The organism is Microbacterium sp. 2MCAF23, assembly GCF_052115565.1.
Lineage (GTDB): Bacteria > Actinomycetota > Actinomycetes > Actinomycetales > Microbacteriaceae > Microbacterium.
In genome coordinates this window covers 143077-156811 of sequence record NZ_JBFRGY010000001.1, presented here as the reverse complement: position 1 = coordinate 156811, position 13735 = coordinate 143077, and the positions used below count along the sequence as shown (strand labels likewise).

Below are 13735 nucleotides of genomic sequence, written 5' to 3'. Positions count from 1 at the left end.
AGGGAAGCGGCCCGAGGCGTCGGAGAGCGCTCACGCCGTCGTCCACGCCGGCGGGGCGAAGACGCAGTCGCCGGTCTCGTCCCACTGCGAGACCTCCGCCTGCAGGTACGGCTGGATCCGCGGCGCGATCGTCGCGTTCATCGCACGCAGCGCCGGCGCGAAGCCATCGCCCGGCCAATCCTGCGGCAGCAACTCGCCGGGCAGCCGGGGGTCGTCCATACGCAGGACGATGACCCTGGCGTACATGCGATGCCAGATGTCGAGCAGCTCCCAGGGGTCGCGTTCGGCGGTGCCGCTGACGACGAGATCGTGGCTCTGCGTCACCTCGGAGATCGCAGCCCGATAGCGGTCCGCGATCCCGTCGAGATCCCAGGCCTTGGCCGTCATCCGCACAGCCTCCTGCTCGCTGCCGGGCACGAGGCGGATGTACGAGTACCAGCTGTCCTCGGGCGCGCGGCCGACGCCCTCCGCGATCGGCTGCCAGCGGTCCTCCGGATGGATCAGGACGCCAGGGCGAAGCAACCCGAAGCCCGCGTGCTCCGCCAGCCGGCGAAAGCGATCACGGAACTCCGGATGCACCCCGGCGATGTCGAAGACCACCCCGTGGAAAGCCCCGGACCAGTGCGGCACCGGCGTCGTGCCCTCCAGCTCCCGGTACCTGACGAGCGCCGCGGGCGACAGACGGTGCGCGACGACCGGCCCCTCGCCACCGCGGTCATCGATCAGCCAGCCCAGGCGCTGCATCCGTGAGATGGTGGCGCGCGCGTCGGAGTCGGTGAGTCCGAGGCTCGTCAGTACTTCGATGAGCACGGGATCTGGGATCACAGCGGCGGAGAGAGCACCGAAGACGAAGCCGACGGTGGTCGAATGGGGCGCATGACGGGTGCGGGCGTCCGCTTCGCGTAGGTGCATGGCTCATCCCAACGCTCGAGAGGATCGTGTCCCCGAGGATGCCACGAATCACCCGAAAGGGCCACCGGCCCGCCAGGACCTCACCGGCGACGAGGCCCTGCTCCCCCGGATCTGCTGCCTCAGCGGACCGGGCGCTCGATCCGCGCGCGAGCCTCGCGCTCGACGAGGACGGGCACGAAGTCGCGCACCCTCGCCTGCTCGAACGAGCGCTGCGCGTCTCGGACCGCACCGTCGATCTCGATCTCCGCGGTCTGCGGGAACCTCGCCTGGAGACGTTCGATGACGTCGGCGATCGCCTTGTCCTCGTCGGACGATTCTCGGGTCATGGCGCCATCGTCGGCCTCGGTCCGAACCGATGTCAAGCAGGACCGGGGATGCACAGCGAGTCAGCGGCAGCGTCAGCGTCGCAGCGCGGCGGGACGTCTCGATCCGGGATGCCGCAGCCGTCACGGCGCCGTCGTATCCAGGGAGCGCTCCGTCCGTTCCGGCGAAAGCCGGTCGGCACCCGGGCGTTCTCCGGTCTTCACCCGGATTCCGTAGGTCATCAGCGCCCCCGCGGCGGACAGCACCATGGCGACACTGAACAGCAGCCAGAACCCGCCGACGAGGGCCACCAGCCCCGCGCCGAGCAGCGGCCCCAGCAGCTGCCCGAGCTGTGCGGAGACGTTCACAAGCGCGAGATCGCGCGCATGGGTTTCCGGATCCTTGAGCAGATCCGTCGCGAGCGCGAGGCTCACCGTCATGTACGCCCCGTAGCCGGCACCCATCAGCGCCGACGCGATCATGGTCATGATGAGAGAAGGGCTGACCAGGATCACCGCGCCCCAGACCACGCCGAAGAGCGCGGACACCACGGTCAGCGTGCGGCGCCGACGCACCGGATGGGCGGAGGCGCGGTCGGAGACGATCCCCGCGATGACCGAGGAGCCGACCACGAAGACCGTGTAGACGACGGTGAGCAGGAGCAGATCGTCCTGCGCCTCGGCCGCGGGTACCTTCACGCCGTAGAGCAGGAAGAAGAGGAGCAGTGCGGTGCCGAGGGCATTGCCGATGTTCACGATCAGGCGGCTGCTCAGGAGCCAGAGGAAGTCGCGGTCGCGCAGCCATGAGGGGCGGCCCGCGGCCATGGGGCGAGCAGGGACGGCGATCCGGTGCGCCGGCTCGTCGGGAAGCCACAGTGCGGTGCCGACGCCGAGCACAAGGATGAGCGCCGCCAGCACGAGATAGGACTCGAAGATGCCGAGCCCGATCAGCACGATGGTGCCCACACCGACGACGACGCCGAGCGCCTGTGCCGAGCTCGCCGCGGCCGCCGCCGCGCCGCGTTGGGCCTCGGGCAGCTGATCGGCGATCATCGCGGTGAGGGCCGCCGAGGCCACCGAGATCCCGACCGACACGACGATCCAGGCACCGCCGACCGCAACCGGGCCCGTGGCGACTCCGGTGGTCATCAACCCGAGCGCGGAGAGCAGGGATCCACCGATCGCCCACGGGCGTCGGCGCCCCCATCGGGAGCGCGTGCGATCGGACCAGCGGCCCGCCAGCGGTGCCGCGACGACGCCGATGACTCCACCGACGGACAGCACCACGCCGGACCAGACGACACCGCCGATCCAGTCTTCGCCCAGGCCGCCGGTGTCCAGCTGCAGGGGCAGCAGCAGCTGGATCGGCGTGAACTGGATGGTCCAGATCGCCAGCCAGGCGAATGTGAACAGAGTCATCCAGAGCGGTCCGACCCGCTTCACCGCGGTGCCTGCATCGGAAAGTGCTGTCATGGTCGGGCCTCCTCGTCGAGCGCTGCACCAGGCGACGGCGGGTCACGGCGACGGAGGGCTCGACCGACGCACGCCGTGCGAGCGCGAGTTCGTCGACCGTGACGGTGTGCGGATCGGGCGATTCCGTGCCCCGCAGATCTGGTGGAGACAGTCTGATCCGCAGCCCGGGCCGGTCACCACGACAGGGCGCACCTGGTTTCGGCGCAGGAGGTGCAGCGTGCACTCGCCGCGCGGGACGATGCGCACGGCCGTTCGCCGTGAGGGCTCAGCCGGAGGCTGTGGTCACGAGCTCGGGCGCGAGCTCCAGCACCAGCAGGGCCGCTGCGACGTAAGTCGGATTGTCTTCCACTTTGACCACGGAGAGCTCGTTCGCCCTCGACACCCGGCGCTCGACGGTGTTCCGGTGCAGATACAGCCGCGCCGCCGCCCGGGTGGTGTTGAACCCGCACTGCACGTAGGTGAGCAGGGCCTGGCGCAGCGTGGCATCCGCAGTCGCCAACGCGCCGAGCGTCTTGGTCACGAACCTCTGCGCTCCGACGCGATCCTTGGTCAGGCTGTCGATGAGCTCGACATCGCTGTATACGGTGAACCGACGGTCCGACTCCAGTCGCGTGAGCATCACGTGAGCCGCGAGCGCGTCCTCATGACTGGACCGGAACGCCTCGAGCCCATGCCCCGGCCTGCCGACGGCCGCACGCACACGTCGGACATCGGCCACAGCCCTCGCGACCTGGTGGAGATCGGGAACGTCCTGGCCGGAAAGCCAGATCCACCGGGAGGCCGAGGTCGCGCGAGCCACGAGCATGGTGCCGGAACGGCTCGCCGCACGCAACGTCGCCACCGCCTCGTCCAACGCACCGTCCTGGTCCGGAGCATCGGTCCACAGGATGAGCGCGACGTGCCGGCACCCCATCCGGTAACCCAGGCGCTCCTCCGCGATGTCCTGGGTCATCGGAGCTCCGCCGACGATCAGTTGGATCATGGCGAGCGTCTGGGCGTCCGCATTGCCCATCGAGGCCGCCAGGCTGACCTCCCGCACCATCGCCACCGAGTCGAGGGCGTACTGCACCAGCGAGTGCGCCGACACGGCCAGCACCTCGACGAGCAGATCCGGGTCGGGGCATTTCGCCGTGCAGAGCTCGAGCCATCGTCGCCAGCCGATGATCAACGCGGCCCGCCACCCCGCCACGAAGTCGGGCGCGATGCCCCGCGACACGAGATCGGCGACATAGGCCGCCGAACGCGGGCCCACATAGGGATCCACCCGGCGTCCCGGATGCTGGATGTTCGACGTGAGCCACTGCACGATATCCGCACGGTTGAGCTCGCGGTCCTCGGCCATGAGCGACGCATCTGCGAGCAAGGCCGCGTCGCCGTGCGCCGACGCCAGCATCGCCGGTCGCGCGATGGCGTCGGCGAGAGCATCCGCATCGGCCATGAGCCACTCGCAGAGCGATCGGAACATGGCCGCGGCCGCGGGGCTGGGCGAGGGCCACAGATCTTCCATACGAGCAGTCTGGCCCGGCGCGCGCCGATGTCTTCGGAGTTCCCGAGCGCGTCGGCCGCGCGTGTGCACGCTGCACCTACGGCCTCGGAATCAGGTGCGCCCTGTCGTGGTGGCCCGAAGAGGTCGCCGATCAGACTGTGGGCACCATTTGTCGAAGGTGCAAGGAGTCAAGGATGACGGACAACGATTCAGGCGTGGTCGAGGAGTTCGACATCGTCGTGATCGGGGCGGGGATCTCGGGGATCGGGGCTGCGGCCTACTTCAGCCGCGAACTCCCCGGCAAATCCCTGATCGTGCTGGAGGGCCGCGAAGACATCGGAGGCACGTGGGATCTGTTCCGCTACCCGGGCATCCGGTCGGACTCGGATCTGCACACGTTCGGCTACGAGTTCAAGCCATGGCGTCACGAGAATGCGATCGCCGACGCTCCCCTGATCCTGGATTATCTCCGCGAGACGGTCGACGAGAACGCGCTGGCGCGTCTGATCAGAACAGGCCATCGGGTGCGGCGTGCGGACTGGTCATCGATGGAATCGACCTGGACCCTCACCGTCGCGACGACAGATCCTGCCACGGGATCGGACGTGACCAAGACGATCAAGGCGGGGTGGGTGTTCGCCGCGACGGGCTATTACAAGTACGACGAGGGATACTCCCCCGCGTTCCCAGGGATCGAGGACTTCGAGGGCACCGTCGTGCATCCGCAGCACTGGCCGGAGGACCTCGACTACAGCGCCAAGAAGGTCGTCGTCATCGGCAGCGGCGCGACCGCCGTGACCATCGTGCCGGCGATGACGAAAGGCCCGGGGGCGGCCCGTCACGTCACGATGCTGCAGCGCACCCCGACCTATGTCATGCCGATTCCTCGCATCGACCGCGTCGCGCTCGCACTGACGAAGATGCTGGGCGAGAAGCGCGGGTACGCCGCGACGAGGTTCAAGAACATCTGGATGGAACACCTGCTCATCGAAGGCCTGCGCCGGTTCCCCCGGGCCGGGCGTGCCATGGTGCGACGGGAGAACATCCGGAAGCTCGGGAAGGGCTTCGATGTCGACACGCATTTCAATCCGCCCTACGCCCCCTGGGATCAGCGCCTGTGCGCAGCACCCGACGGCGACTTCTTCGACACGCTGAAGTCGGGCGACGCCTCCATCGTCACCGACAGCATCGCCCGATTCAGCAGGGGCGGCATCGTCCTGGGCTCGGGCGACGAGCTGGAGGCCGACATCGTCATCACGGCCACCGGGCTCAACCTGCAGCTTTTCGACGGCATGCCCATCGTGGTCGACGGACGCCAGATCGATGTCGTCGACACCATCGCCTATCGCGGGACGCTGCTCAGCGGCATCCCCAACTGGTCCATGGCCATCGGCTACACCACCTCGTCCTGGACCCTCAAGGTGGGCCTGCTCTGCAGATACCTCATCGATCTGGTCAGGTACATGGATGCGCACGGATACGACACGGTCGTGCCGGTGGCTCCCCCGGGCATGCAGACCAGACCGGTCATGGATCTCCAGTCCGGCTACGCCAAGCGCGGCGAGAGGATGCTGCCTCGGCAGGGCACGACGAAACCATGGCGGACCATGATGTCGTACCCCCAGGATGCGAAGGCGCTGCGCGGCCCGGTCGTCGACGAACATCTCGTCTTCGGGACCGGATCCGGATCCCTCCACGTCGACGAAGGACGGGTCGCCCATGTCTGACGTCGCCGCCGCGAGCCCGGACCAGTTCGTCACGCTCCCCTCCGGCGTGAGGATCTGCTTCCGCGACGCGGGAACGATCTCCGACCCGGCCATCATGCTCATCGGGGGGCTCGGAGAAGACCTCACGTTCTGGACCGACTCGGTGGTCGACGCACTCGTCGCGCGTGGCTTCCGCGTCGTCTCGCTGGACAACCGCGACGTCGGCCAATCGAGTTTCGCGACCACCCCGCCTCCCGCAGTGTGGCGTCAGGTCCTCGCACGCCCGCGTCCCGACGGCTACACGCTGGCGGACATGGCGCAGGACGCGATCGGCGTGCTCGACCATCTCGACCTCGATCAGGTGCACCTCGTCGGTCGCTCGATGGGCGGCATGATCGCCCAGACGATCGCGGCCACCCAGCCGGGTCGGATCCTGTCGCTCACGTCGATCTACTCGACGACGGGGTCGCGCAAGGTCGGCCAGCCCGCCTGGTCGACGATCCGGCTTCTCATGGGCCCCGATTCCTGCGACAGGACCGACGCGGTGCGCGACCATCTGCGGATCACGCGGCATATCGCGGGGGCGGCCTACCCGATCGACGACGCGGCCGAGGCCGCGATCGCCGCGCAGGGCTGGGATCGTGCCGCCGGGAATCTGGCGGCGGGCGGGGCACGCCAGATCCAGGCGATCCAGCTCTCCGGTGACCGCACCGCACAGCTGAGCAGGATCACGGCGCCCACGCTCGTGATCAACGGCGACCGCGACCTGATGGTCGCCGAGACCGGTGGCGCTGCCACGGCCAGGGCGATCCGGGGTGCACAGCACGTGGTCATCCCCGGCATGGGACATCACATGCCGGAATCCCTGGTCGAGACGATCACGGGCTACATCGCGCAGCACGCGGCTCGTGTCAGTGAAGGAGGAGCTCATGTCGAGATCTCCTGAACGGCCCCACCGCATCGGAAAGGAATAAGGACACATGATCGAAACGCTCTTCATCGTCGCAGACGCGTGGTTGATGTTCGTCTGCTTGGTCTACGGGTGGAAGTTCATCCGGAGACATCACAACTACCTCCTCGGCATCGAGTGGATCATCGTCGGCGTCTCGGCCACGAACTTCCTGGTCTGGTCGCTGCTCGGCGGCGACCCCGCGAGTCCCATGTACACCGTCGCGTACTTCCTCGATGCGTTCTCACGCTCATTCGGGTTCACTCTGGTCCTCATCCTCGGGCTGAGGATGGCGACCCACCATTACAAGCCGACGCTCTGGGTCGAGATCGGCGCCTTCGTCCTGGCCGTAGCCGGGGGCGCCTTCCTGGTGTCCCTTCACCACGGCGAGGTGTACGACGTCGGCCCGGCCACGTTCTTCGTCCTCACGAACCTCATCACGTCAATCTTCCTCTTCTCGTTCGCGGGCCGACTGTGGCGTGCGGGCTCGAAGGGCTGGTCCGTGGCGACCACGCTGATCACGCTGGTGGCGATGGTGATCGCGCTCACGTACGACCTCTTCCCCTGGCCGTTCGACGACGCCCAGCGCACGTACTTCTACACCGCTGCATTGGCCACGTGGGGTACGCAGGGATTCATCTACTACTTCGGCTACACGGCGCTGTCCACCCACAACGCCCGCATCCACGCGAGCGCCGCGCAAAGGGTGGCCGTGTCGTCGTAAGGGACGGCGTACGGACGAATTCCCCGGGTTCTCCTTCGGCATAGCCGGAAGGAGACCCGGGGATTCGTCTTGTGCGGCCCTGGACCCGACGTCGGAGCGCGTCGGATCCCCCCGGATGAGGTTCGGGCGCGATCAGGGGATGAGCAGCGTGCGCAGCACGCCGCCCGCTTCGAGATCTTCCAGCGCCTCGGCGGCTTCCCTGAGCGGGCGCCGGCCGGAGATGAGCGGGTCGAGCTTGAGCTGACCGTCCATGTAGCGGTCGACCAGTGCGGGAATGTCGATGGACGGTCGCACGGAGCCGTAGTTCGACCCCAGGATCCGCTGGTCAGCCTCGGCGAGCGCGAGCGGTTCGAACGACGCGGTCGCGCCGGTGGGGGGCAGGCCCACGATCACGGCGGCGCCGCCGAGGCCGAGCATACGGATGGCCTGCTCGGTCGTGAAGGTGCGTCCGATCGCGTCGAAGGCGTAGTCGACACCGTCGGGGATGAGCTGGAGCAATTGCTCCACGGTGTCGCCCTTGGAGGCGTCGATGCGATCCGTGGCACCGAACTGCAGAGCCATCGCGGTCTTGTCCGGTACGACGTCGATCGCGACGATGCGCTCGGCGCCGGCGAGCTTCGCCCCCTGCACCACGTTCAGGCCGACCCCGCCGCAGCCGATCACGGCGACGGTGGATCCCGGCTCCACGGCGGCGGTGTTCGTGACGGCGCCGACACCGGTGGCGACCGCACATCCCACGACGGCGATCATGTCGAGCGGTGCATCGTCCCGCACCTTGATCGCGCCGGAGGCGGGCACGACGACCTCCTCCGCGAAGGACGAGACGCCGAGATAGTGGTGCAGCGTCTCGTCATCGCCGTTCTCGTCGGTCCTGCTCATCCGCGAAGTGCCGTCGAACAACACCCCCTGCGGCGCGACCAGGGTCGCGACCTTCTGGCACCGGGCCTCGTGCCCCTGCAGGCAGTACCGGCACTCGCCGCACGGCGGAACCCAGCTGAGCACGACATGGTCGCCCACGGCGAGCGAGGTGACGCCCTCTCCCAGCTCCACGACCGTGCCGGACCCCTCGTGGCCCATCACCAGCGGAGCGGTGGCACCCCAGTCGCCCTGCTGCACGTGCAGATCGGAGTGGCAGACGCCGGCGGCGGCGATCTTGACACGGACCTCGCCGGCCTTCGGAGCGGCGAGATCGACGTCGATGACCTCGACTCGGGTCTTGGTGTCGCGGAAAACTGCTGCCTTCATGGCTTCTCTCCTTTGAACGCCGCACGCGAATGAAGATCGCGCACGTGAGGACTACGGCGATGCTAGGGAGCGGAGCGGTTCGCTGTCACTGTGCCAAGTGTTGAAGAGTTCATCCACCCACCGGCATTTGGTACAGTTCAGCCATGGCGCTCGACCTTCAGGCCATCGCTCGCGCGGTGCGCGGCACCCTTGTCGTCGAACGGGCTCCGGCGAACACGCCGATCGACGGTCTGGCCCGACTGCGCGAGTACGTGGTGGTCGCCAATCGCAACTTCGCCACGCTGCTGACCGGTGACGAGGAGGAGCTGCGCGCTCGGCTGGCCCCCGACTCCGAGGTTTCCGAGACCACCGCGAGCGGGGTGTTCGTCAGCACTGGCGACAGCGCGGAGCTGCGCGCTCTGCTGGCGAAAAGCCGCATGACGGCGATCCTCGGCGCCCGTCTTCCGAACGATTCCGAGACCACCCCTGCGGACGCTCCGTCCGAGACTGCGCAGGCTGCCAGCGCGCCGTCCGCGCTGCACGCCCATCTCGCGGCGATCATCGCCGAAGATCAGGCCGCGTCCGACCGGCTGGTGACCGCCGGCACCAAGGTCCTGACTCAGGTCGCCCGACGCGGCGGCGCGCCCGCAGTGATCGCCGAGCTCGCGCATCGCATCGACGGTTGGGCGGTCCTGCTCGATGCCCACGGTCAGATGATCACGAGCGCGGGAGCGGGCCGCCTTCACATCGACGATGCGACGGCGGCCGCACTCGGGCGGCCGGTGCGCGTGCGGCACCCGGGACTGCAGGTGCATCAGGTCGGATCCGATCGCGATCTCACCGGCTACCTCGTGATCGCCTCCCGTTCCAGCGTGACCAGTCGCAACCGTGACCTCGCATCGCAATCCGCCGCGCTGTTCGATCTCGTCCTGCGCACACGAGACCCTTCGCTGACCGAACGGCTGGGGCGCGAAGCGCTGATGGGTGTCCTGCTCGCGGGCGGACAGGACGCCGGACGGCTGCTCCGCCGGTGGGGTGTGCGCGAGACGGGTCTCACCGCATTCCACCTGGGCAGCCGGACTCGCACGATCGATCTCGAGCGACTGACCGTGCGCTGGCTCGACGAGCTGGGTGCCGAGCACGTCTTCGTCGCCGGCGGCGGACGAGTACGCGGATTCGTGCCCGATGGCCTCGCGGAGGAGCTGGCGGCGCGCGTCATGGCCCTCACTCCCCTGGGTACCGGCACGGCGCACCTCGGGCTCGGCTTGCCGGCGCCGGCTGAGCTTCTGAGACGCAGCGCTCTTCAGGCGAAGCAGGCCCTCGACACTGCGGTCGAGGACCGGCAGACGGTCCTGCGCTATTCGGAACTGCCCACGGTCGAGCTCGTGCTCGACGCGATGGGAGACGAATCCTCGGCGCAGCTGGCGGCCGTACTCGACGGGCTGCGCGATGCCGACGGCAACCACGGTGCGCTGACCGACACTCTGCGCACCTTCCTCGCGGAGCACGGCGCGCAGCGCACGACCGCGTCTCGCCTCGGCATACACCGCCAGACCCTCGCCTCACGCATGCGGAGGATCGAGGAGCTGACCGGGCTGGCCATGGACCGGGCGGATGACCGCGCCGCCGCGTGGCTCGCGTTGCGCGCCCTTGGCCTGTCCGAGTCGTAGGTCTTCCCGCACGAGCCCTGCGTGCCCAACACAGCCAGGTCAGCGTCGCAGCGCGGCGGGGCGCGGCAGCCCGAGGTCCTCGACGAGATCGCCGAGGGCGCGGTCGAGCTCGGCACCGGCCTGCGTGATCTTGTTGACGCCGAAGCCGGCGAGCCGGGCGCTGGGCACCTCGAAGCTCAAGGTCGTCCCCGGCGCCGTCGAGGTGTGCGCTTCGATGCGCAGCGGGGCGTAGAGCATCGTGCCGGGGTCGTGCCGGAACAGCCGCGCGGTGATCCCGTGGTGCGCGATCAGCCACACCACGCTGCGGGCACCGCTGCCGGCGTGCTCCATGAGCGCGTCGGGACGCGAGGTCCAGACCCGGACGAACCCGCTGGGCGCCTCCCACTGCAGCCCCCGCACGAACCCCGCCCAGTCGCCGCCGCGCACCTCGGCCAGCGCCTGCTCCTCCGGCAACGCGGGGACCGCGGCCTCGAACGCCCCGACCAGGGCATCGAACTGCGCGTTGGTCTCGAGCCGGATCCGCCGTCCCGCATGTTCGAAGACGGTCTCGTCCGCGTCATAGCTCACGAGACCCATCCTCGTGCCTGTTGAGGCTCCCTGCCTCCGACATGCGGCCACTCGGCGCGGCCTCACGCCATCCGCAGCTCCTCCGGCTCCAGGACGAGGTCGATCAGGGCGCCGTGGCGCAGGACCGTCATCTCCATGCGCCGCCCGATCGCCGCCTCGACCATGACGCGCTGCAGCCCGGTCGGATCGAACACCGGCGTGCCGTCGATCGAGAGCACGATGTCTCCCGGGCGGGCTCCGGCGAGCGCCGCGGGGCTGCCCGGCACCGTCGACATGACCTGCATCCCGGTCGCGGAGCCGACTTTCGCGGCGGCCTCCGGAGTGAGCGGAGTCTTCGCCCCGGCCACGCCGAGCCAGGCACGGCGCACCCGGCCGACGGTGGCGAGGGTGTCGATGATCTCGAGCGTGGTGGCGTTGATCGGCACGGCGAGACCGAGCCCGACGCCCGCGACGGCCGTGTTCACGCCGATGAGCCTGCCGGCACTGTCGGCCAGCGCTCCCCCGCTGTTGCCCGGGTTCAGCGCCGCGTCCGTCTGGATCACCTCGTCGATCACGCGGCCCGACGCGGTCGGCAGCGAGCGGCCGAGCGCCGACACGATGCCCGCGGTGACGCTGCCCGCGAGCCCTCGGGGGTTGCCGAGGGCGACGACGAGCTGCCCCACGCGCAGCCGTGCGGCGTCGCCGAGCGGAACCGGATCCGGCGTCCGTCCGCGGGCGCGCAGCACCGCCAGATCGCTCAGCACGTCGGATCCGACCACCGCGGCCTCGATCGAGGTGCCGTCGCCGAACGCGAGACCCACCTCGCGTGCCCTCGCGACCACGTGCGCGCTCGTGAGCAGAAGCCCCTCGCGGATCACCGTGGCGCTGCCCGCGCCCGCGCCGCCGGCCGTGCGCACGCTGACCGCCGCGACTGCGGGGAGCACGGTCTCGGCGACGCGCACCACGATGGTCGAGTATGCGTCGAGCGCTTCACCGTCGTCCATGACCAGCAGTCTCCGCCCGCGCCGGAGCCCGTCGGCCGTCGTTCGCCGAGGGCTGACGGCGAGCGAGGCGGTTCCGTCCCCAGGGCGGGCCCGCCGGTCAGGGCGCCGGGATCTCGATCGCGCCCGTGCCGGTGAAGTTCACGAAGGTGCGGTCGCCGGTCTGCACGATCGTGAGCAGCACCTGACCGCAGGCGGGGCAGCGGGCGACGGTTCCCGCGGCGCTGCGGAACACGATCGTCGTCGCGATCTCACCGACGTTGCCGCACCCGTTGCATCGCGCCCGCGCCGTGGTCGCGTCGAAGGCCAGCAGGTCCGCCAGCGCTCCTGCCAGCAGATTCCCGTCGAAGTGCTGCATCAGGTTCCTCCGTAGCGCTCGGTGCGGATCGCGCGCGCATCGTGCCCCAGGTCGACGAGCCAGGATGCGACCCGCTCGACGAAGGCCGTGGCCCCGCAGACATAGATGAGGGGCTCGCTCTCGGGGCCGAAGGTCGCCACCGCCACGCGCTCGCGGGTGATGCGTCCGACCGGTTCGTCGGAGCCCGCGGGCGCACGTCGTGTGTAGACGTAATCCGCGACGAACGGGACGGGCCCCTTCGCCGCTGCTTCGAGCTCCTCGGCGAAGAAGACGTCATCGGGCGTGCGCACCGAGTACAGCAGGCGGAACGGCGTGGCATCGGCGGCATCGATGTGCGCCTGCGCGATCGCGTAGAGAGGCACGACGCCGGATCCGCCGGCGATGAGCTGCACCGGCCGGCCGGATCCGCCGTCGACGCGGGCGTGCCAGACGAAGTAGGCGCCGAGCGGTCCGTGCACCTCCAGCCGATCCCCCGCCCTCAGCTCGTCGATGAGGAACGGCGACACTTCGCCGTCGGGAACACGGGCGACGGCGAGCGCGACCTGCGATCCGTCGCCGGAGGAGGCGATCGAGTACGACCGCGTCGCCGTGTACCCGTCGGGCGCCGTGAGGCGCACGTCGAGGTGCTGGCCCGGCAGGTTCCCCGGCCAGCCCGCCACGTCGAGGACGATGCGCGCGGCCGTCGGAGTCTCGCGCCGGACCTCGACCACCTCAGCCGCGTGCCAGGCCGTGCGCGGAAGCACGCGCGCGGTCACCTCGCTCACCAGTACCGCTCCTCCTTCCACGGATCGCCGTGGAGGTGGTACCCGTTCTGCTCCCAGAAGCCCGGCTCGTCATCGGGCAGGAGCTCGAGTCCGCGGATCCATTTCGCGCTCTTCCAGAAGTACAGGTGCGGCACGAGCAGCCGGGCGGGACCGCCGTGCTCCGGGTCGAGGGGCTCACCCTCGAACTCGAAGGCGACCCAGGCCTTGCCGTCCCGGAGATCTTCGAGGGGAACGTTGGTGGTGTAGCCGCCGTAGCTGTGCGCCATCGCGTACTCGTCCTCGGTGTCGACGTCGGCGAGCAGCGTGTCGATCGAGACGCCGCTCCAGCGGGTGCCCAGCTTGGACCAGTGCGTCACGCAGTGGATGTCGACGTCGATGTCCTCGATCTCGAGCTGCCGGAACTCATCCCAGCTCCACCGTCGCTCGCCCGCCGCACTGCGGATCGTGAACTCCCACTCGTCCGTGGAGACCTGCGGCGTGGGGCCTGCGGAGAGCACCGGGAAGTCGTGCACCAGGGTCTGCCCCGGCGGGAGCCGGTCGTCCTGGTCCCGGCGCCGGCCGGTGAAGCCTCGGGTGATGAACGACATCGCGAACCCCTCTCCAGGGAAGGCGCCTACGTG

At 69.4% G+C, this 13735-nt stretch carries 14 protein-coding genes; 4 read left to right on the top strand and 10 right to left on the bottom strand.

The window, feature by feature from the left end; genetic code table 11:
• Positions 1-30: 30 nt before the first annotated feature.
• From AB4078_RS00775 to AB4078_RS00760, 4 genes are all read right to left on the bottom strand, one after another.
• Positions 31-912, bottom strand: a complete 882-nt coding sequence (locus AB4078_RS00775; protein WP_441975580.1) for a PaaX family transcriptional regulator C-terminal domain-containing protein — start codon at positions 910-912, stop codon at positions 31-33.
• Positions 913-1031: 119 nt separating this feature from the next.
• The gene (locus AB4078_RS00770; RefSeq protein ID WP_441975579.1) at positions 1032-1238 is read right to left on the bottom strand and encodes a three-helix bundle dimerization domain-containing protein; all 207 of its coding nucleotides are present in this window, start codon (positions 1236-1238) and stop codon (positions 1032-1034) included.
• A 120-nt stretch (positions 1239-1358) separates the two neighbouring features.
• Entirely contained in the window at positions 1359-2687 is a 1329-nt protein-coding gene (locus AB4078_RS00765; RefSeq protein WP_441975578.1) for an MFS transporter, read from the bottom strand.
• Positions 2688-2952: 265 nt separating this feature from the next.
• Positions 2953-4194, bottom strand: coding sequence for a PucR family transcriptional regulator (locus AB4078_RS00760; RefSeq protein WP_441975577.1), 1242 nt, complete (start codon positions 4192-4194; stop codon positions 2953-2955).
• A gap of 173 nt (positions 4195-4367) precedes the next feature.
• Here AB4078_RS00760 and AB4078_RS00755 point away from each other — a divergent pair, with 173 nt between their 5' ends.
• From AB4078_RS00755 to AB4078_RS00745, 3 genes are read left to right on the top strand one after another with little or no spacing between them, the layout of a single operon-like run.
• Entirely contained in the window at positions 4368-5900 is a 1533-nt protein-coding gene (locus AB4078_RS00755) for a flavin-containing monooxygenase (protein WP_441975576.1), read from the top strand.
• Positions 5893-6825 carry an alpha/beta fold hydrolase gene (locus tag AB4078_RS00750; protein ID WP_441975575.1) on the top strand — a complete coding sequence of 311 codons (933 nt, stop codon included), beginning with the start codon at positions 5893-5895 and terminating at the stop codon, positions 6823-6825. Before AB4078_RS00755 ends, AB4078_RS00750 begins: the two co-directional genes overlap by 8 nt.
• A 34-nt stretch (positions 6826-6859) precedes the next feature.
• Positions 6860-7552: a hypothetical protein gene (locus AB4078_RS00745; protein WP_441975574.1), complete on the top strand. Its 693-nt coding sequence runs from the start codon at positions 6860-6862 to the stop codon at positions 7550-7552.
• A 132-nt stretch (positions 7553-7684) separates the two neighbouring features.
• Here the strand turns inward: AB4078_RS00745 and AB4078_RS00740 are convergent, their stop codons facing one another.
• Positions 7685-8797, bottom strand: a complete 1113-nt coding sequence (locus tag AB4078_RS00740; RefSeq protein ID WP_441975573.1) for an alcohol dehydrogenase catalytic domain-containing protein — start codon at positions 8795-8797, stop codon at positions 7685-7687.
• A 143-nt stretch (positions 8798-8940) separates the two neighbouring features.
• Here AB4078_RS00740 and AB4078_RS00735 point away from each other — a divergent pair, with 143 nt between their 5' ends.
• Positions 8941-10446: a PucR family transcriptional regulator gene (locus AB4078_RS00735; protein ID WP_441975572.1), complete on the top strand. Its 1506-nt coding sequence runs from the start codon at positions 8941-8943 to the stop codon at positions 10444-10446.
• Between the two features lie 39 nt (positions 10447-10485).
• Here the strand turns inward: AB4078_RS00735 and AB4078_RS00730 are convergent, their stop codons facing one another.
• The 5 genes from AB4078_RS00730 to AB4078_RS00710 form a co-directional block, all read right to left on the bottom strand.
• Positions 10486-11013 carry a hypothetical protein gene (locus AB4078_RS00730; RefSeq protein WP_441975571.1) on the bottom strand — a complete coding sequence of 176 codons (528 nt, stop codon included), beginning with the start codon at positions 11011-11013 and terminating at the stop codon, positions 10486-10488.
• A gap of 62 nt (positions 11014-11075) precedes the next feature.
• On the bottom strand, positions 11076-11996 hold the full coding sequence (locus AB4078_RS00725; RefSeq protein ID WP_441975570.1) for a S1C family serine protease: 921 nt from the start codon (positions 11994-11996) through the stop codon (positions 11076-11078).
• A 97-nt stretch (positions 11997-12093) separates the two neighbouring features.
• On the bottom strand, positions 12094-12351 hold the full coding sequence (locus AB4078_RS00720) for a DUF6510 family protein (protein WP_441975569.1): 258 nt from the start codon (positions 12349-12351) through the stop codon (positions 12094-12096).
• Positions 12351-13115 (bottom strand): FAD-binding oxidoreductase, encoded by a 765-nt coding sequence (locus AB4078_RS00715; protein ID WP_441975568.1) that lies wholly within the window; start codon positions 13113-13115, stop codon positions 12351-12353. Before AB4078_RS00715 ends, AB4078_RS00720 begins: the two co-directional genes overlap by 1 nt.
• Positions 13112-13702 (bottom strand): sulfite oxidase-like oxidoreductase, encoded by a 591-nt coding sequence (locus tag AB4078_RS00710; protein WP_441975567.1) that lies wholly within the window; start codon positions 13700-13702, stop codon positions 13112-13114. Before AB4078_RS00710 ends, AB4078_RS00715 begins: the two co-directional genes overlap by 4 nt.
• Positions 13703-13735: the final 33 nt, after the last annotated feature.